Consider the following 18590-nt stretch of genomic DNA (forward strand, 5'->3'; position numbering starts at 1 on the left):
TTCAGGAACGATTACCAGCGGTGGTTCAGCAGGATATGACCGCCATAAGCAGCATAGCTGTTCTCACCCCACTCGCCGCTGGCGCGCAGGGAGAGCGTCGTGGTTTCGTTCAGGTTGCCGGTGACGCCCAGCTCTAACTGACCACGATCTTCCGGCGTATCGTTGCTGACGGCCTCGCCGTTAAACGCCAGATCGTTCTGACCTGCGCCTTTCAGCCAGTTCACGGCAACGTACGGCTGCCAGGCTTTCACGTCTTTCTGTTCGAAGTAGCTTGATTTGACGCCCAGACGACCAAACAGACCGTCGTTGTCCAGCGTGGTAATCCGCACGCCGTCGCGATCGGTATGGTTTTCCTGATCCAGATAGCTGTAGATAACCTGCGCCTGAGGTTCGATTTTCCAGGTGCGCTCATTTTCTGAATCAATCACCCATGCATGGCCCACTTCGACGGATGCCGCGAAGCCTTCACTGTCGTAATCTTCATCATTACGGTTGCTGGTCACTTTATTGTTGTACCAGCTATAGGCGGCCCAGGTATCAACGTAGCTGCCCAGACGCAGCTTCTGATCTTCCTGCCAGGTTGCATACAGGCCGACGTTAAAGCCATCCACTTTGCCCTGCGCATCACGTACGTTGTGTTTTGCATCAGAGTGGGTCTTCGCCTGACCTGCCCCGAACATGCCACCCGCACGCAGGATGCCGTTGTCCATTGGCTTACTCATGAAGTCGCTGCCTACCTGAAGGACAGTGGTGGTGGTGTCATAGCTGACTTTGTCACCGCCCGCATTGTTTTCATGGTAGCGGCCTTTGACGTACATCCAGGTGTTGAGATCTTCCTCGTTACGGAAGGTGATCTGATCGCGATCGTCACGCTTGTGCAGGAACATGCTCTGCGCGGCAAGGTAGTTACCTAAGTAAGCGCCGACCTCAGGAGCCATGACTTCGGGACCGCTATTGCTGCCGTTGTCGGTGTTACCACCGTTGTCAGTGTTACTGCCGTTGTCGGTGTTACCGCCATTGTCGGTGTTACCGCCATTGTCGGTGTTACTGCCGTTGTCGGTATTACCACCGTTGTCGGTATCGGTATCGTCTGCCGGAATGTCTGATGGCGTTGCCTTCGATTCCAGATACCAGTTTCCGTCGCCGTGCTGATAAAGATTATACTCATACGCACCCGCAACAACCGGTTTTGCCAGGGTGAGCTGAGCTTCTGAACTGCCGCCAACTCTGACAATTTCCATACCGTTTACGGTTTGCGCGCCCAGCCCCCCCATGTTGCTGACGCTGACCCCGGATTGGCCAAAGCTGCTCCCGGTGATGGTGAGATGGTCGGTTGGTGCATTATCCTCACCGAGCGTACTGTTTAACACGATCTGGCTGCCCGCGGAGCCGGTATAGTCGCCGTTAATGGTGAAATTGTTGCCAACGCTGTTATTGGCGGCGCTGAGTAACAGCGTGCCGCCATTAGTCACGTTGCCGTTGATAGTATCAACGCCGGCAGCGCTGAGCGTGGCGTTACCCTGGACTGCATTCCATGCCGCCAGCGTACCGCCCGCCAGAACATGAATGTTATTGTTCACTTCACCTGCAGTAGCAAACGTAGCGCCATTTTCAATGGTGACGGTGGCGTTACTGTTCTTTACGCCGAGCGTAGCACCATTAGCGACCAGGGTGGTGCCGCCGTGCAGAACAGTATCGCCCGTGTAGCTGTTCTTGCCGGTGAGGGTCAGGGTGTGTGAATCTACTTTCTCAACCTTGCCGCTACCGGTCATATCGGTGGCGAAAGTGGAATTGTTGCCCTGATTAAATATTACCGTACCGTTGTTTTTCAGACCGCCACTGAGCGAAGCTGTTTTTTGGCCATTGCCTAATTGTAGAGAGGCATCTTTAGTAACCAGCGTATTGCCGCTATTAGAGACGGTTCCCGCCAGCGTTAAATCACCGCTGTTAACCTGAAGGGAATCGCCAGAACCGATCACGTCGAGATCACCCGTCAGCGTCCAGCTTTCACCCTCCATTTTGACAGAGGCAAAACCGTCTCCCTTATTCAGGCCAACAAAATTGCTGTCTTCTATTCCGGCACCAACCAGCGTGAGGCTATTTCCCGTTGAGCCGGTAGAGATCACATCACCGTTGAGCGAGGAGCCGGTATTGAGTACCAGCGTATTATTTTTATTACTGGCAAAGGAGATTGCCGTATTGCCGCCACCGATTGAACCACTGTTTATGATGTCGACTTTAGCGGTATTCGTTACGTTGATTCCGTGCTGAAGGCCCTCTACGGTACCCGTGTTCGTGAGCTTAATATTGCCATCGCTCAGGGTAATACCGTCAACTTCTGTACCCTTGATGGTGCCAGCGTTATGAATGGCAACACCTACTTCAGCATTAAGACCTGATTTGCCTTTAATAAGACCGGTAGCGGTATTGGAAATACTGACAGCAGATGAGTTTTTACTGACGAAAACACCATTTTCAGCCGCAGTAATATTCCCTTTGTTAATCAAGTCCCCTTGCATGGTATCAATATTAACACCTGTCGCGGAAGTAGAGGAAATTGTCGCCCCTTCCTCGTTATTCACTACTAAACGTTGTGCTCCAGTGCTAATATCAAGTCCATTCCCGTAACCAGAAATATTTCCCATATTTGCAACGTTTGAAACATCAATCCCAATGACCGACACGGCAGCTTCATTCCCGGAAGAGGTTATCGTAACGTCTTTATTAATGACGTATTCAGCGTCGGTGGAGAAGTTTTGTGGAATTGAGGTTGATTGGTCAATCGTGCTGGCAAAAGCGACGGCGGGGGTGAATAACAATAGGGCAGGAAAGAGACTTCCCAGAGTTTTAGTCGTTTTATTGAGTCTGAAATTTTTGTTGCTCATTTACACATCCATTTGAATTAGAAAGGCGCGATACGACGTATTAAAATCACGTCAGTATGCGGAGAAAAAGAATGAGCTCGCTACAAAGAGCGTAAAATTATTATTTTTTCAATGTTTTATGTATAGATCGATTTATTAAATAATTATTTTAGATTTTCTTAAAATATCTCATTCCTATATGGATTGAAGTGAGATATTCACATCCTGGATTTTTTGGAGAGGAAAAATCGTCCAACGAATGATGATTACCAATAGCTGCGCTTTCCTTTTCATGGCTGCTGCGCCCCTTTCACCGGGCGGGTTAACTGTCTACACTCACTGCTACAAGAAGAGAAGAAGACAGGCCATTTGATGATACTCATAATTTATGCGCACCCCTATCCGCAGCACTCGCATGCGAATAAGCGGATGCTTGAGCAGGTAAGGACGCTTGAAAACGTCGAGATACGTTCCCTCTATCAACTCTATCCCGATTTCAACATCGATATTGCCGCCGAACAGGAGGCGCTCTCCCGTGCCGATCTGATCGTCTGGCAGCATCCTATGCAGTGGTACAGCACGCCCCCACTCCTGAAATTGTGGATTGATAAAGTCTTCTCCCACGGCTGGGCTTACGGCCACAACGGCAATGCGCTAAATGGGAAAAGCCTGATGTGGGCGGTCACCACGGGTGGAGGGGAAAGCCACTTTGATATTGGTTCCTTCCCGGGGTTTGAGGTTCTGGCACAGCCGCTGCAGGCGACCGCACTTTATTGCGGGCTGAACTGGCTCCCGCCTTTTGCGATGCACTGCACCTTTGTCTGCGACGATGAAACGCTGCAGGCGCAGGCGCGCCATTATAAACAACGCTTACTTGAGTGGCAGGAGGCGCACCATGGATAGCCATACGCTGATACAGGCGCTGATATACCTCGGCGCGGCGGCGCTGATTGTACCCGTGGCGGTTCGCCTGGGACTGGGCTCTGTTCTCGGCTATCTGATTGCGGGCTGCGTCATTGGGCCGTGGGGCTTTCGACTGGTGACGGATGCAGAGGCAATCCTCCATTTCGCTGAAATCGGCGTTGTGCTGATGCTCTTTGTGATTGGTCTGGAACTCGATCCGCAGCGCCTGTGGAAGCTTCGCGCCTCGGTGTTTGGCGGCGGGGCGCTGCAGATGGTGGCCTGCGGCCTGCTGCTGGGTGGGTTCTGCATCCTGCTGGGCATGGACTGGAAAGTGGCAGAGCTTATCGGCATGACGCTGGCGCTCTCCTCGACCGCCATTGCCATGCAGGCCATGAACGAGCGCAATCTGACGGTCTCCCAGATGGGACGCAGCGCGTTCTCGGTGCTGCTGTTCCAGGACATTGCCGCTATCCCGCTGGTGGCGATGATCCCACTGCTGGCGGCCAGCGGTTCCGCCACGACGCTGGGGGCGTTTGCGCTGTCGGCATTAAAAGTGGTGGGGGCGCTGGCGCTGGTGGTGCTGCTTGGTCGCTACGTCACCCGTCCGCTGTTGCGGTTCGTTGCCCGCTCGGGCCTTCGCGAAGTGTTCAGCGCCGTGGCGCTCTTCCTGGTGTTTGGCTTTGGTTTGCTGCTGGAGGAAGCCGGGCTGTCGATGGCGATGGGGGCGTTCCTGGCCGGCGTTCTGCTGGCGAGTTCCGAATACCGTCACGCGCTGGAAAGCGATATCGAGCCGTTTAAAGGCTTGCTGCTGGGGCTGTTTTTCATCGGCGTGGGGATGTCCGTCGACTTCGGCACGCTGGTGACGCACCCGCTGCGGATCGTCATCCTGCTGGTTGGCTTCCTGATCATTAAAATGGCGATGCTGTGGCTGATTGCGCGTCCGCTCAAGGTGCCGAATAAGCAGCGCAGCTGGTTTGCGGTTCTGCTGGGGCAGGGGAGTGAATTTGCTTTTGTGGTCTTTGGCGCAGCACAGATGGCAAACGTCCTCGACCCAGAATGGGCGAAAGCGCTGACGCTCGCGGTCGCGCTGTCGATGGCCGCGACGCCTATTCTGCTGGTGGTGCTGACGCGTCTGGAAAAATCGGGTAGCGAGCAGGAGCGCGAAGCCGATGAAATTGACGAAGAGCAGCCGCGCGTCATTATTGCCGGATTTGGCCGCTACGGGCAGATCGTTGGCCGTCTGCTGCTGTCCAGCGGGGTGAAAATGGTTATCCTCGATCACGACCCCGACCATGTCGATACCCTGCGAAAATTTGATATGAAGGTGTTTTACGGCGATGCGACCCGCGTCGATCTGCTGGAATCTGCCGGGGCGGCAAAAGCGGAGGTGTTGATTAACGCCATTGACGATCCGGAGACCAGCATGCAGATGGTGGAAATGGCGAAAGAACATTTCCCGAATCTGACCATCATTTCCCGCGCCCGCGATGTGGATCACTATATCCGGCTGCGGCAGGCGGGGGTAGAAGCACCGGAGCGTGAAACCTTTGAAGGCGCGCTGAAGTCTGGCCGCATGGCGCTGGAAAATCTGGGGCTCGGCGCGTACGAAGCGCGCGAGCGTGCGGACCTGTTCCGTCGCTTTAACACCGAGATGGTCGAAGAGATGGCGGCGATGGCCGGGAGTACGGCCACTGAGCGCGCGGCGGTGTTTAAACGCACCAGCGCGATGCTGACGGAAATCATTAACGAGGACCGTAATCACCTGTCGCTGATCCAGCGTCACGGCTGGCAGGGAACGGAAGAGGGCAAGCATACCGGGGATCCGGCTGACGAACCGGAGAGTAAACCTTCCGCGTGAAGTGGAGTTGCCAGCAATAATAAAAAATTTCTTTATCTTTACCCTGCCGCCAGTCGACGAAAGATTAAGCTTTCCGTATAGTGGCGGCAATTTTTTGCATCCGGGAAATTTTCAATGATCAGTCTGATTGCAGCGCTGGCGGTGGACCGCGTTATCGGTATGGAAAATGCCATGCCGTGGAACCTGCCTGCCGATCTCGCATGGTTTAAACGTACTACGTTAAACAAGCCGGTAGTGATGGGCCGCCTGACCTGGGAGTCGATTGGTCGTCCATTGCCGGGCCGTAAAAATATCGTTATCAGCAGCCAGCCGGGCACTGACGATCGCGTCGAATGGGTAAAATCAGTCGACGAGGCGATTGCTGCATGCGGCAATGCCGAAGAGATCATGGTGATTGGCGGCGGGCGCGTGTACGAGCAGTTCCTGCCAAAAGCGCAGAAGCTGTATCTGACCCACATTGATGCGGAAGTGGAAGGGGATACCCATTTCCCTGACTACGATCCGGACGAGTGGGAATCGGTATTCAGTGAATTCCACGACGCGGATGCACAGAATTCTCATAGCTACTGCTTCGAGATCCTGGAACGTCGTTAAGTGATTTTTTCCCTCTCCCGGCCGGGAGAGGGAAGTGCATATCAGGAGGCAACCGCCTCGTCTCCCCCTAAATCCAGCTGTCGGTTGGACGGCTGAACAAAGTAAGTTTTATCTTCCCAGCGTAAGCAGGTTAACTCTCCGCCCCAGCAGCATCCGGTATCCAGACCGTAGATCCCTTCCGGCGTTCCTTTTCCTTCCAGTGCAGCCCAGTGACCAAATACCACGTTGTACTCACTTGTCACCGGCCCCGGAATGGCAAACCACGGTTTGAGCGGAGCGGGCGCGCTCTCCGGCGTCTCTTTGGAATACATGTCCAGCTGTCCGTTCGGGAAGCAGAAACGCATGCGGGTGAAGGCGTTGGTAATAAAGCGCAGACGCGCCAGACCGCTGAGATCCTCACTCCAGTGGTTCGGCATATCGCCGTACATGGCATCGAGGAAGAAAGGATAGGAGTCGCTCGCCAGCACCGCCTCAACGTCGCGCGCACAGGTTTTCGCCGTCTCAAGATCCCATTGTGGGGTGATCCCGGCATGCGCCATGACCAGCTTTTTCTCTTCGTCGACCTGCAGCAGCGGCTGACGGCGCAGCCAGTTAATCAGCTCGTCGGCATCTGGCGCATCCAGCAGCGGGGTGAGGCGATCTTTAGGCTTGTTGCGGCTGATCCCGGCGAACACCGCCAGCAGATGCAAATCGTGATTGCCCAGCACCATGCGCACGCTGTCGCCTAGCGATTTGACGAAACGTAATACTTCAAGGGAGCCGGGGCCACGCGCGACTAAATCGCCCGTCAGCCAGAGTGTGTCCTGTCCTGGCGTAAAGTCGACCTGTTTTAATAATGCGATCAGTTCATCGTAGCAACCGTGAACGTCGCCAATCAGATATGTAGACATTAGATTAATGAATGAGTGTGGTTACGGCGAGACGGAACACCGGAATGGCAATGCGGAAATCATTGCCATCGACGTCGACCATTTCATAATGGCCTTGCATGGTACCCATCGGCGTTTCAATCACCGCGCCGCTGGTGTACTGGTACTCTTCGCCAGGGGCGATATGAGGCTGTTCACCGACCACACCTTCCCCCTGGACTTCGATTTCGCGGCCATTGCCGTTGGTGATAAGCCAGTAGCGACCGCGCAGCTGCACGGGCGTCCGCCCCAGATTGCGAATGGTCACGGTGTAAGCAAAGACAAAACGTTCTTCATCCGGTGAGGACTGTGATTCAACATAAACGCTTTGTACATGGACACATACGCGGGGCGAATCAATCATGGCTTAACTCTCCTTCGGCGGCGCATTTTCGCTGATGTAATTAGCCAGCTTGCAGTATTGCTCTACGGAGATGTTCTCCGCACGCATTGCCGGGTCGATCCCAAGCTCAGCTAACACCTCAACGGTGAAGGAATTGCTGAGGCTGTTACGGATCGTTTTACGACGCTGGTTAAAGGCTTCAGTGGTAATGCGGCTCAGTACACGCAGATCTTTTACCGGGTACGGTTTCGTTTTGTGCGGCACAAGGCGCACAACCGCTGAATCCACTTTCGGTGGTGGTGTGAACGCTGACGGCGGTACTTCGAGTACCGGGATCACGTTGCAGTAATATTGCGCCATCACGCTTAAACGACCATACGCTTTACTGTTCGGGCCTGCAACCAGGCGGTTAACCACCTCTTTTTGCAACATGAAGTGCATGTCGGCAATGGCATCAGTATAGCTAAAGAGGTGGAACATGAGCGGCGTGGAGATGTTATACGGCAGGTTGCCGAATACGCGCAGCGGCTGACCCATTTTTTCTGACAGTTCGCCGAAGTTCATGGTCATGGCGTCCTGCTGATAGATGGTCAGCTTCGGCCCGAGGAACGGGTGCGTTTGCAGGCGTGCGGCCAGATCGCGGTCCAGTTCGATGACGGTCAGCTCGTCGAGGCGCTCGCCTACCGGTTCGGTCAGCGCGGCAAGACCCGGGCCGATTTCGACCATCGCCTGGCCTTTTTGCGGATTAATAGCCGAGACAATGCTTTCGATCACGAACTGATCGTTTAGGAAGTTTTGCCCGAAACGTTTACGGGCTAAGTGGCCCTGATGGACTCGATTAGTCATTGAGTATTAACAATCATTTTGATGGCGAGATTAAGCGCCGTAATAAAACTGCCGACATCCGCCTTCCCCTGGCCTGCCAGATCCAGCGCAGTACCGTGGTCAACGGACGTTCGAATAAAGGGTAAACCGAGGGTGATATTCACGCCGCGGCCAAAGCCCTGGTATTTTAGCACGGGCAGGCCCTGATCGTGGTACATCGCGAGCACGGCGTCGGCATTATCCAGGTATTTCGGCTGGAAAAGGGTATCAGCAGGCAGCGGACCGCTGAGATTCATCCCCTTCGCCCGCATTTCGTTGAGTACCGGAATGATGGTGTCGATCTCTTCGGTACCCATGTGCCCGCCTTCGCCGGCGTGCGGATTCAGGCCACAGACCAGCACATGCGGCTGCGGGATCCCAAATTTTGTCTGCAGATCGTGATGCAAAATCCCGATGATCTCGCGCAGGAGTTCAGGCGTGATCGCATCCGGAATCGCTTTGATCGGCAGATGGGTGGTCACCAGCGCAACGCGCATTTCTTCCGTCGCCAGCATCATCACCACTTTCGGACTGTGCGAGCGCTCTTCAAAGAACTCCGTATGCCCGGTAAACGGTATGCCCGCTTCGTTGATCACGCCTTTGTGGACGGGGCCGGTAATCAGGGCGGCAAATTCGCCCTTCAGGCAACCGTCGCAGGCGCGCGCAAGGGTTTCAACGACATAGTGGCCGTTTTCCGTGCTGAGCTGGCCAGGAATGACCGGCGTACGAAGGGGAACAGAAAGAAGAGTGAGGGTACCGGCTTGCTGCGGTGCAGGCTGTTGACCTTCAACGTAAGGGATGAGCGTTAAAGGCAGACCGAGCAGCGCTGCCCGGTCTTGTAACAGTGTTGCATCGGCGCAGACAACCAGTTCTACTGACCAGCTGCGCTGGGCAAGCTGGACAACGAGGTCAGGTCCAATCCCGGCGGGTTCGCCGGGCGTGATAACAACACGATGCTGTTTCATTAGTTGCTCAGCACTTTCACGTAAGCACTGGCGCGTTGTTCCTGCATCCAGGTGGCTGCTTCTTCAGAGAACTTACGGTTAAACAGCATGCGGTAGGCTCTGTCTTTCTGTGCTGCATCCGTTTTATCAACGTTACGAGTGTCCATCAGCTCGATCAGATGCCAGCCAAACGAAGAGTGTACCGGCGCGCTGATCTGGCCTTTGTTCAGCTTCATCAACGCGTCACGGAAGGCAGGATCGTAAATATCCGCCGCTGCCCAGCCCAGATCGCCACCCTGGTTAGCAGACCCAGGATCCTGAGAGAACTCTTTTGCTGCCTTCGCAAACGAGGTTTTACCGCTCTTAATATCTGCCGCAATCTGTTCCAGTTTCGCACGCGCCTGATCGTCAGTCATGATTGGTGACGGCTTCAGCAGAATGTGGCGAGCGTGAACTTCGGTAACGGAGATATTTTGGCTCTGGCCGCGCAGATCGTTCACTTTCAGAATGTGGAAGCCCACGCCTGAACGGATTGGACCGACGATATCGCCTTTCTTAGCCGTGCTCAGTGCCTGGGCAAAGAGGGATGGCAGCTCCTGAATACGTCCCCAGCCCATCTGGCCGCCTTTCAGCGCCTGTTGGTCTGCGGAGTAGGTGATGGCCAGCTTGCCAAAGTCACCGCCGTTACGCGCCTGCTCGACAATTGAACGCGCCTGGCTTTCTGCTTCCGCAGCCTGATCGGACGTAGGGTTCTCTGGCAGTGGGATCAGAATGTGGCTCAGGTTCAGCTCTGTGCTTGCATCGTTCTGGTTACCCACCTGTTTTGCCAGCGCGTCCACTTCCTGAGGCAGGATAGTGACGCGGCGACGCACTTCGTTGTTACGCACTTCCGAAATCAGCATCTCTTTCCGGATCTGGTTACGATAGGTAGCGTAGCTGATGCCGTCATAGGCCAGACGGCTGCGCATCTGGTCTAAAGACATATTGTTCTGCTTCGCGATGTTAGCGATCGCCTGATCGAGCTGCTCGTCAGTGACCTTCACACCCATTTTCTGCCCCATTTGCAGAACGATCTGATCCATGATCAGGCGTTCCAGGATCTGGTGGCGCAGCGTGGCGTCATCCGGAAGCTGCTGACCCGCTTCGCCCGAATTGAGCTTCACCGATTTCATCAGACCGTCAACGTCACTTTCAAGCACGACGCCGTTGTTAACCACAGCAGCGACTTTATCAACAACCTGGGGGGCCGCGAAGCTGGTATTCGCAACCATAGCGACACCGAGCAGCAGCGTTTTCCAGTTCTTCATACTTTTTCCATTTCAATTAACCGCAAAGCGGATTACGTTGCAAATCAAGCACATTACAAGGAACTGCGGTAAGGCAGAATGTTCGAGCGCAGCATTTTCTGCGTACCCAGACCGTAGTTGGAACTCAGGCCGCGTAACTCGAAGTTAAAGCCAATCACGTTATCGTATTTGCTCTGATTGTTTTCCCAGCCGTTAAGCTTACGTTCGTAACCGACACGCAGCGCGTAGCAGCAGGAGTTATATTGCAGCCCCAACATCTGGTCAGCAGCTTTATTGGTGTTAGTGTCAAAGTAGTAAGCGCCTACGATTGACCAACGGTCGGCGATAGGCCAACTCGCTGCGCCACCCACCTGCGAAATACCGTCTTTATACTGCTCGGCAGTACCATAGTTTGGTAATGTCGCCTGAATATATTCGGGACTGGCATAACGATAGGTCAATTGCACCATCCGATCTTCATCCCGGCGATATTCTATAGCCGCCGTGCTGTTAGCGATATTGTCGAGACGGGTGTCATACTGAACGCCACCACGCAGGCCCCAACGATCGGTCATGCGCCAGTAGGTATCGCCAGCCCAAATCAGCGAACCCGTCTTATTATCTTTCTCCCACTTAATGTTGTCATCGCCCGTGCGAGACTCGGTGAAATAATAGATTTGACCAACAGAAACGTTAAAACGTTCAACGGCAGCATCATCATAAACGCGCGATGTGACCCCGGTCGTTAACTGGTTCGCTGATGCGATGCGGTCAAGGCCACCGTAGGTACGGTCGCGGAACAGGCCACTGTAGTCAGACTGCAGTAAAGAAGAGTCGTAGTTATTGATGTTGCTCTGATCGCGATAAGGCACGTACAGATACTGCATACGTGGCTCCAGCGTCTGGGTATAGCCATCCGCCAGAAGATCCATATCGCGTTCGAAGATCAGCTTACCGTCCATTTTGAACTGAGGAAGCGTACGGTTTACTGATTCTTCCAGGTGACCGGTATTGTTTGGGTTCGCGTTGTAATCATCTATGTTTTTCTGCTGATAGTGTGTCGCCATCAGCTTAGCTTCCGTGTTCAGACTAGCCCAGTCATTCGACCATGGAAGGTTAATGACGGGCTCCAGGTGAACACGGGTGGCTTCCGGCATAGAGGAATTGGTGTTTACAAAATGCACTGCCTGGCCATAAATGCGGGTATCAAATGGCCCTACGTCATTCTGGTACCAGTTAACGTCCAACTGCGGTTCGGCACCATAGGTACTCGCCGTCTGGCTTGAGAACACCTGGAACTGCTTACTAGTTACCGTCGCATCGAAGTTCTGCACCGCATAGCCAACGCTGAAGATCTGCGTTGCATAACCGTCGGTACTCGAACCGTATTTTGACGAAAAATCGTTGAAGTAGTTCGGGTCACTGACCTTGGTGTAATTGACGTTGAAACGCCACACCTGATCCATCACCCCGGAATGCTGCCAGAAATACATCCAGCGGTGCTTATCACCTTCAGTGGGATGCTCGTCCTGGAAGACTTTATCCGACGGCAGATAATCCAGCTCCATCAGACCCGCACCGGCGTGGGTCAGATAGCGGAACTCGTTCTCCCACATGACGTTACCGCGCTTGTGGATATAGTGCGGCGTGATCGTCGCATCCATGTTAGGCGCGATGTTCCAGTAATACGGCAGGTAGAACTCAAAGTAGTTCGTGGTGCTGTATTTGGCATTCGGGATCAGGAAACCGGAGCGACGTTTGTCACCCACCGGAAGCTGCAGATAAGGGCTGTAGAATATGGGGACCGGACCCACCTTGAAGCGAGCGTTCCAGATCTCTGCGACCTGCTCTTCGCGGTCATGGATAACTTCGCTCCCGACCACGCTCCAGGTATTTGAACCCGGCAGACACGACGTGAACGTGCCATTTTCCAGGATCGTATAGCGGTTTTCACCGCGCTGTTTCATCAGGTCCGCGTCACCGCGCCCCTGGCGACCCACCATCTGGTAATCACCTTTCCAGACGTTAGTGTCTTTGGTATTCAGGTTTGACCAGGCTTTCGGACCTTTCAGGATGACCTGATTGTCGTCATAGTGCACATTACCCAGCGCATCCACCGTTCGTACCGGCTCGGCCGCACCTTCCGGCTGCTTCTGGTGCAACTGCACTTCATCTGCCTGCAGGCGGCTATTGCCCTGGTTAATATCGACATTGCCTGTAAAGGTGGCATTGTCAGGGTAAGTCCCTTTTGAACTGTCGGCAGTAATGGTTACCGGCAAGCTATTGGTATCGCCACTCACCAGTGGGCGATTATAACTTGGGACGCCAAGCATACACTGCGAGGCGAGATCGGCCGCCAGCCCCTGTTGACTGTACAGGGCGGTGCCAATCATTGTGGCCAGGAGGGTGGGGATACGTTTTTTCATACGTTGTATTTTATTGTTCCGTCATCAGTGGCTACGGCTTACAAACGCTCAGAGACTATCTTACTCATCTGCGCAGTACCAGCGTTAATCCTGCCCGTTTGCGTGCCAGAGTGTTAGGCTCGCTATCGAATGACGAGTATGATAAAGCAAATTATAGGCGATGTCCTTCAATTGACCGTGACTTGAACACAGTGATGATGACGTTGCGTCGGCCAGGAATATGACTATCCGGGGAGTATATGCAGTATTGGGGTAAAATAATCGGCGTTGCGTTCGCCATCATCATGGGTGCCGGGTTCTGGGGAATAGTGCTGGGGCTTATTATTGGCCATATGTTTGATAAGGCGCGCAGCCGTAAAATGGCCTGGTTTGCCAACCAGCGCGAGCGCCAGTCACTCTTTTTCTCCACCACTTTTGAGGTGATGGGGCATTTAACCAAATCCAAAGGGCGCGTCACGGAAGCCGATATTCAGATTGCCAGCGTCTTTATGGATCGCATGAATCTGCACGGTGACTCCCGCCTGGAGGCGCAAAATGCGTTTCGCATCGGGAAATCCGATAACTACCCGCTTCGCGAAAAAATGCGCCAGTTCCGCAGCATCTGCTTCGGCCGTTTTGATTTAATTCGGATGTTTCTGGAAATTCAGATTCAGGCGGCCTTCGCCGACGGCTCGCTTCACCCTAACGAACGCGATGTTTTATACGTGATTGCGGAAGAGCTGGGTATCTCCCGTATGCAGTTCGATCAGTTCCTGCGCATGATGCAGGGTGGCGCGCAGTTTGGCGGCGGGTATCACCAGCAGTCTTCTGGCGGTGCCTGGCAGCAGGCGCAGCGCGGTCCGACGCTGGAAGATGCCTGCAACGTGCTTGGCGTAAAACCCTCTGACGATCAGACCACCATCAAACGTGCCTATCGTAAGCTCATGAGCGAGCACCATCCAGACAAGCTCGTTGCAAAAGGCTTACCGCCTGAAATGATGGAGATGGCGAAGCAAAAAGCGCAGGAAATTCAGAAAGCGTACGAGCTGATTAAAGAGAAGAAAGGCTTCAAATAAGCCCCTTTTTAGAATGATGAAGGGCCTGACAGCATGAGCTGCCAGGCCCTTTATACAGCGTTACCAGCTGTAGCGTACGTTCAGGCTACCGTTTACATCGCTGTACTCATTATCACCTTTCTGTCCGGAGACCTGGGCAATAACGCTCCATTGCTTGCTCACATTTGCCTGAATACCCGCTTTCAGCTCCGCACGATCGGCAGGAAGGTCCTGTTTGATCTGTGTGTCACCAAAGTTGACTGCCGTGTCTTCAGAGGTATGCAGCCAGTTGGCCTCCGCAAACGGCTGGATAACCGCGTCGTTCGACTTATTCATCTTGCTGTCAATGCGCAGGCCTAAACGGGTGGTCCAGCTTTCGCCGTTTTGCCCATCAATCGTCGTGCCGCTGCTGTCTTTGATGTCATCCGCACTGTAATCCTGCCAGACGACCTGTGCCTGCGGCGTGAGGCTCAGCGTGTTGTCGCCGAGTGCGATATCGTAGCGGTAGCCTGTTTCCAGCGAAACGGCGTTGGCGTTTGAATCGTAATCCATTGAGCCAACGTCACTGTTATCTACGCTGTTGTGGTACATCCCATACTGATACCAACTGTCGACATAAAAACCCTGATGCTGTCGGGCATCGGCAAACCACGTTGCATAGACTCCGAGGTTATAGCCATCGACTTTACCGTCAGCGCTAAAGCGGCTGCCGTCAGCACCTTTATTGCCAGTGCTGTCGCTGCTGGCGTTGACATAGCTACCCATAACCCCGACCACCAGGCTTTGTTCGCCGTTGTTCCAGGCGGCAACATCGCCCCCAATCTGGAACTGGGAATAGTTGCTGTCGATATCAATATTGCTCTCTGCCGCAGTAGACTGGTTCTTACCTGCTTTGAAACGCGCCCATGTCGTGCCGTTTTCCGATTTGAACTGACTGCCTTCTCGGTCTGACAGGGTCTGCATTTGCAGATCGCGAGCCAGCCACTGGTTGCTGAGGTATGAACCGATATCGGCACGATACTGAGGCGTTACGTCGCCATTATCACTCGTGGCCTGGGAACGAAGATACCAGTCCCCTGAGTCCTGATACAGGCGGTATTCGTAGGCGTTAATCTGGACCTGATTACCCTGAACAAAGGTGCCGTTTGATTCACCGCCGACCGTAATCACTTCAATACCGTTTTGGGTCAGTGCGCCCTGACCACCAACGTTGTTAATGTACAGGGTGGTGTTCCCGGACGTATTCCCCGTAATGTTAAGCATATCGGTTGGAGACGTGTCGTCGCCTAACTGCGTATTTAGCGTCACAGAACCCTGGTTGCTGGTGTAATCGCCGTTTACGATCAGCGTGTTGCCGGTCGTCGCACCATTGGTTCCCTCAATATTGCCGCTGACAATGCTGCCTGCGTTGCTCAGATCACCATTGATCGTTAGCGTGTCGTTGAACTGAATGGTACCCTTGCTATTAACATTGCCGTTCACCACACCGTTGGAACCGCCAAACGTGGCGCCTGCCGCGACATTCACGGCCTGCTCGCTGTTTTGTACGCCGATAACGCCAGCCTCGTCCAGCCAGAGCGTGCCTTGGTTCACATCCGTTGTGCCGCTGTAACTGTTTGCGGCATTGAGGATCAGCGTACCTTGCCCCTCTTTGGTCAGCGATTTTCCGTCCCATCCGGTCGTGGCTTCGGCGTTTTGATCGACAAGCGCCGTGCTCAGCGTAAAGCTGCCGTCAGGATTGTTCAGAGTGAATGTGCCGTGAGCCGCTGTTGCCGCTGGGTTCTGGCTGGCATACCAGGTTAATGACGGTGTCAGGACGTAATTGGTCACGTCGGCGGGATCAATGGTGCCGCTAAAGGTGATGAAGTCAACGGAGCCAGATGCCATGCCCGCGACGGTGAGGTTGGTAAAATTGCCATTGATTGCATTTTCAGCGTCAATCACCGTGAAGGCGCTATCCGCGGAAAGCGTGCTGGCACTACCGTAACCTGTAATATTTAGTGTGCCATCAAGCGTCGCATTCTGAGCGACAATCGGCGCATCGGTCGCGTTTGCGTCAAGATAGACATCAGTTTGGCTGTTAGCCCGAAGGGTGAGATTACCGACATTGAGTGTACCAGTACTGCCGTTTTCATCGCCGAGTGTGATGCGTCCGCTGCTGGTAAGATTACCGACGCTGGAATCGGCCGTCAGCAGCCATTGGCTGTTCGCATCCAGCGTCATGCTGACGTTATCACCGCTGGCCTTAACGGCGCCGGACAGCTTGCTGTTTTCAGCGCGAAGGGTGACTGCATCAGTGGTATTGGCCACGGTGAGCAGATTGTCTGCGTTCATCGTTTGCACATTCTTCACGTTAATATCGGCAGATCCGGAATCCACCGCAAAAGCACTTCCTCCTGACGCGGTTGCCGTAATGCTCCCTCCGTCAATCGTAGCGACATTTTTTCCACCGCTGAACGAGAAGGCGACATTGCTACCGGAAACGTTGCTGTGGGTGACGGTCGCGCTGCTGGCGCTTTCTAAGGCAATGGCAGCAGATTGTTCGCTGGTGATATCTGTGCTGTTCGCCTCAAGGGTTCCACCGTGAGTCATCGCCACTGCCCGCGAATTTTCTCCGGACGCGATCGCTGAACCGTTATTCAGTACGAATGTGCTCTTTGCCCCGTCAGAGGATATTGCGTCAGCATTTTTCCCATGAGTGACGATATGAGTATCAGTGAGTTCTGCGCGTCCGGTATTCATTATGCCAACTGACTGCTCACCGTAAGTTTCAACGTGGGATGCCGCTAAATTAAATGTGTTGGTATAGTTTTGAATACCAAAGCTCTGACTTCCGGTAGTGGTAATCGTGACGTTTGAGCCGGTCAATTCACCGTCGTTATATATACCTGCATTACCAAAATCTCCCGTGGTGTTTATATTCACATTGTCTAATGAAAGGGTGGCATATCGGTTAACAATAGCCCGAGCCATGCCATGCCCGGAAGTCGTAATGGTCGCGTTTTTTATCGTCAGGTCTGCGCCATTCAATATCTCAACACCATAAGAACCCTCTCCCGTCGCCGTATAGCTCCCCCCGTCAATGGTGCCTTTTGCATTAGAGCTAAACAATACGGCAGAGGCGATCTCGCCTTCCGTCGAAACGGTAAGGTTGTTCAACATGGCTTCTGAGTTATCACCGACAATGGTTATCGCATGACTGCCTTCCCCGGAAGTGCGGATTGTGGATCCCGAATCATCGAGCGTGATTTTCGCTCCATTCGACACGGATAGCCCCATGCCTGCATCCCCGGTTGTGGATATCGTTAAGGCGCCGTTATCGGTGACGATGACATCAGAGCCAGAGGCGGATACCGCCGAGGTATTAGGGCTCGTCGTTGAATATTCACCACTGATGGTGTTATTACCCGGGGCTGCAACAAACGTCGTGTCACTGGCGTGTGCGGTACTCACAACACCTGACAAGATAAACGTTGCGATCGCGCTTCCGGCGCGTACGCAGGATTTAACTTTGCTGTCCCCTTTTGAAAACTCCGAGGCAACGATGTACATATTTCTGGCGCAATTCCAGACGATGTTATACGAACGGTTCATACACTTCCTTGTGAATCAATGAGTAAACTAAGTGTGGCTGTTGAGTAGAAAAATAACTCCGTTTGGATAGGGTAGAGTTAGTATTTCCTTAAAATGAGCTGGATTATCAGTAATAAATTGCATCGTGTTCAATTTAATATTTTTTAATCCAAACCTTAGTCTTTCTAAAAATACTGAGTGTTATTTAAGGAAGAGATAATTATCGTGAATGAACTTGGGCGGGTTTTCAGATGAGCAGGGGAGATATATATGCTGTGTGAATATTTACCGTCGACAGTGAGCTGACAGTAAATATTCACATCAGGAATTTAAAAATCGACCGGGGCTTTAAACGTCATCGCGTTACCGAAGGCCGGATGGGTGATGGTAAGCGTCTGCGCGTGCAGCTGCAGACGTGGCGCTAAGGCCAGCGCTTCAGGCGGCGCGTAAAAGCGGTCGCCCAGAATCGGATGACCCAGCGCAAGCATATGCACGCGCAGCTGGTGTGAACGTCCAGTAATCGGCTTAAGCAGGACGCGCGCGGTATTATCCGGCGCGTACTCAAGCACTTCATACTCGGTTTGCGCGGCCTTACCGGTTTCATAACACACCTTCTGCTTTGGCCGATTCGGCCAGTCGCAGATCAGCGGTAAATCCACCAGCCCTTCCGCCTGCGCCGGGTGACCCCAGACGCGGGCGACATACTGCTTCTTCGGCTCGCGCTCGCGGAACTGGCGCTTCAGCTCGCGTTCTGCCGCTTTGTTCAGCGCCACCACAATCACGCCGCTGGTCGCCATGTCCAGGCGATGGACCGACTCCGCCTGAGGATAATCGCGCTGAATGCGCGTCATCACGCTGTCTTTGTGCTCATCCAGACGACCCGGCACGGACAACAGCCCGCTGGGCTTGTTGACTACCATAATGTGTTCATCCTGATACAGAATGACCAGCCAGGGATCCTGCGGCGGATTGTACGGCTCCATCACCATCTTG

13 protein-coding genes are annotated in these 18590 nt (G+C 53.6%); 4 read left to right on the forward strand and 9 right to left on the reverse strand.

What is annotated here, in order from left to right; translation table 11 throughout:
- Positions 1–11: 11 nt before the first annotated feature.
- Positions 12–2519, reverse strand: coding sequence for an autotransporter family protein (locus HMPREF3143_RS09540; protein ID WP_070532868.1), 2508 nt, complete (start codon positions 2517–2519; stop codon positions 12–14).
- Positions 2520–3236: 717 nt separating this feature from the next.
- On the opposite strand from HMPREF3143_RS09540, the gene kefF reads away from it, so the two are divergent.
- From kefF to folA, 3 genes are all read left to right on the forward strand, one after another.
- The gene (gene kefF / locus HMPREF3143_RS09545; RefSeq protein ID WP_045353204.1) at positions 3237–3767 is read left to right on the forward strand and encodes a glutathione-regulated potassium-efflux system oxidoreductase KefF; all 531 of its coding nucleotides are present in this window, start codon (positions 3237–3239) and stop codon (positions 3765–3767) included.
- Positions 3760–5625 carry a glutathione-regulated potassium-efflux system protein KefC gene (gene kefC / locus HMPREF3143_RS09550; protein WP_023345417.1) on the forward strand — a complete coding sequence of 622 codons (1866 nt, stop codon included), beginning with the start codon at positions 3760–3762 and terminating at the stop codon, positions 5623–5625. The genes kefF and kefC overlap by 8 nt, the downstream gene beginning before the upstream one ends.
- Before the next feature lie 114 nt (positions 5626–5739).
- On the forward strand, positions 5740–6219 hold the full coding sequence (folA, locus tag HMPREF3143_RS09555) for a type 3 dihydrofolate reductase (RefSeq protein WP_008502023.1): 480 nt from the start codon (positions 5740–5742) through the stop codon (positions 6217–6219).
- Positions 6220–6260: 41 nt separating this feature from the next.
- On the opposite strand, the gene apaH is transcribed toward folA, so the two are convergent.
- Genes apaH through lptD form a run of 6 tightly spaced genes read right to left on the reverse strand, consistent with a single transcriptional unit; the run spans position 6261 to position 12990 of the window.
- Entirely contained in the window at positions 6261–7109 is an 849-nt protein-coding gene (gene apaH, locus HMPREF3143_RS09560) for a bis(5'-nucleosyl)-tetraphosphatase (symmetrical) ApaH (RefSeq protein WP_008502022.1), read from the reverse strand.
- A 4-nt stretch (positions 7110–7113) separates the two neighbouring features.
- Complete coding sequence (apaG, locus tag HMPREF3143_RS09565) at positions 7114–7491, reverse strand: Co2+/Mg2+ efflux protein ApaG (RefSeq protein ID WP_065102031.1); 378 nt, start codon at positions 7489–7491, stop codon at positions 7114–7116.
- A 3-nt stretch (positions 7492–7494) separates the two neighbouring features.
- Positions 7495–8316, reverse strand: a complete 822-nt coding sequence (gene rsmA, locus HMPREF3143_RS09570; RefSeq protein ID WP_008502020.1) for a 16S rRNA (adenine(1518)-N(6)/adenine(1519)-N(6))-dimethyltransferase RsmA — start codon at positions 8314–8316, stop codon at positions 7495–7497.
- Positions 8313–9299: a 4-hydroxythreonine-4-phosphate dehydrogenase PdxA gene (gene pdxA / locus HMPREF3143_RS09575; protein WP_070532872.1), complete on the reverse strand. Its 987-nt coding sequence runs from the start codon at positions 9297–9299 to the stop codon at positions 8313–8315. The genes rsmA and pdxA overlap by 4 nt, the downstream gene beginning before the upstream one ends.
- Positions 9299–10585, reverse strand: coding sequence for a peptidylprolyl isomerase SurA (gene surA, locus HMPREF3143_RS09580; RefSeq protein WP_008502018.1), 1287 nt, complete (start codon positions 10583–10585; stop codon positions 9299–9301). Before surA ends, pdxA begins: the two co-directional genes overlap by 1 nt.
- 53 nt (positions 10586–10638) lie before the next feature.
- Positions 10639–12990, reverse strand: coding sequence for an LPS assembly protein LptD (gene lptD / locus HMPREF3143_RS09585; RefSeq protein WP_045353209.1), 2352 nt, complete (start codon positions 12988–12990; stop codon positions 10639–10641).
- A gap of 239 nt (positions 12991–13229) precedes the next feature.
- Between lptD and djlA the strand changes: the two genes are divergently transcribed.
- A complete protein-coding gene (gene djlA / locus HMPREF3143_RS09590) occupies positions 13230–14045 on the forward strand; it encodes a co-chaperone DjlA (protein WP_008502016.1) in 816 nt (271 codons plus the stop codon).
- A 60-nt stretch (positions 14046–14105) separates the two neighbouring features.
- On the opposite strand, the gene HMPREF3143_RS09595 is transcribed toward djlA, so the two are convergent.
- Complete coding sequence (locus tag HMPREF3143_RS09595; protein ID WP_084832165.1) at positions 14106–17618, reverse strand: autotransporter outer membrane beta-barrel domain-containing protein; 3513 nt, start codon at positions 17616–17618, stop codon at positions 14106–14108.
- A gap of 308 nt (positions 17619–17926) precedes the next feature.
- Positions 17927–18586 (reverse strand): bifunctional tRNA pseudouridine(32) synthase/23S rRNA pseudouridine(746) synthase RluA, encoded by a 660-nt coding sequence (gene rluA, locus HMPREF3143_RS09605; protein WP_008502014.1) that lies wholly within the window; start codon positions 18584–18586, stop codon positions 17927–17929.
- Positions 18587–18590: the final 4 nt, after the last annotated feature.

It is taken from the genome of Enterobacter sp. HMSC16D10 (assembly GCF_001807145.1).
In the GTDB taxonomy this organism is placed as follows: domain Bacteria; phylum Pseudomonadota; class Gammaproteobacteria; order Enterobacterales; family Enterobacteriaceae; genus Enterobacter; species Enterobacter roggenkampii.

Excerpts from the sequence above, each read along its gene's own strand:
- lptD (WP_045353209.1), bottom strand. The coding sequence starts at position 12,990 with ATGAAAAAACGTATCCCCACCCTCCTGGCCACAATGATTGGCACCGCC.
- HMPREF3143_RS09540 (WP_070532868.1), bottom strand. The coding sequence starts at position 2,519 with ATGCAAGGGGACTTGATTAACAAAGGGAATATTACTGCGGCTGAAAAT.
- surA (WP_008502018.1), bottom strand. The coding sequence starts at position 10,585 with ATGAAGAACTGGAAAACGCTGCTGCTCGGTGTCGCTATGGTTGCGAAT.
- rsmA (WP_008502020.1), bottom strand. The coding sequence starts at position 8,316 with ATGACTAATCGAGTCCATCAGGGCCACTTAGCCCGTAAACGTTTCGGG.
- kefF (WP_045353204.1), top strand. The coding sequence starts at position 3,237 with ATGATACTCATAATTTATGCGCACCCCTATCCGCAGCACTCGCATGCG.
- djlA (WP_008502016.1), top strand. The coding sequence starts at position 13,230 with ATGCAGTATTGGGGTAAAATAATCGGCGTTGCGTTCGCCATCATCATG.
- HMPREF3143_RS09595 (WP_084832165.1), bottom strand. The coding sequence starts at position 17,618 with ATGAACCGTTCGTATAACATCGTCTGGAATTGCGCCAGAAATATGTAC.
- rluA (WP_008502014.1), bottom strand. The coding sequence starts at position 18,586 with ATGGTGATGGAGCCGTACAATCCGCCGCAGGATCCCTGGCTGGTCATT.
- kefC (WP_023345417.1), top strand. The coding sequence starts at position 3,760 with ATGGATAGCCATACGCTGATACAGGCGCTGATATACCTCGGCGCGGCG.
- apaG (WP_065102031.1), bottom strand. The coding sequence starts at position 7,491 with ATGATTGATTCGCCCCGCGTATGTGTCCATGTACAAAGCGTTTATGTT.
- folA (WP_008502023.1), top strand. The coding sequence starts at position 5,740 with ATGATCAGTCTGATTGCAGCGCTGGCGGTGGACCGCGTTATCGGTATG.
- apaH (WP_008502022.1), bottom strand. The coding sequence starts at position 7,109 with ATGTCTACATATCTGATTGGCGACGTTCACGGTTGCTACGATGAACTG.
- pdxA (WP_070532872.1), bottom strand. The coding sequence starts at position 9,299 with ATGAAACAGCATCGTGTTGTTATCACGCCCGGCGAACCCGCCGGGATT.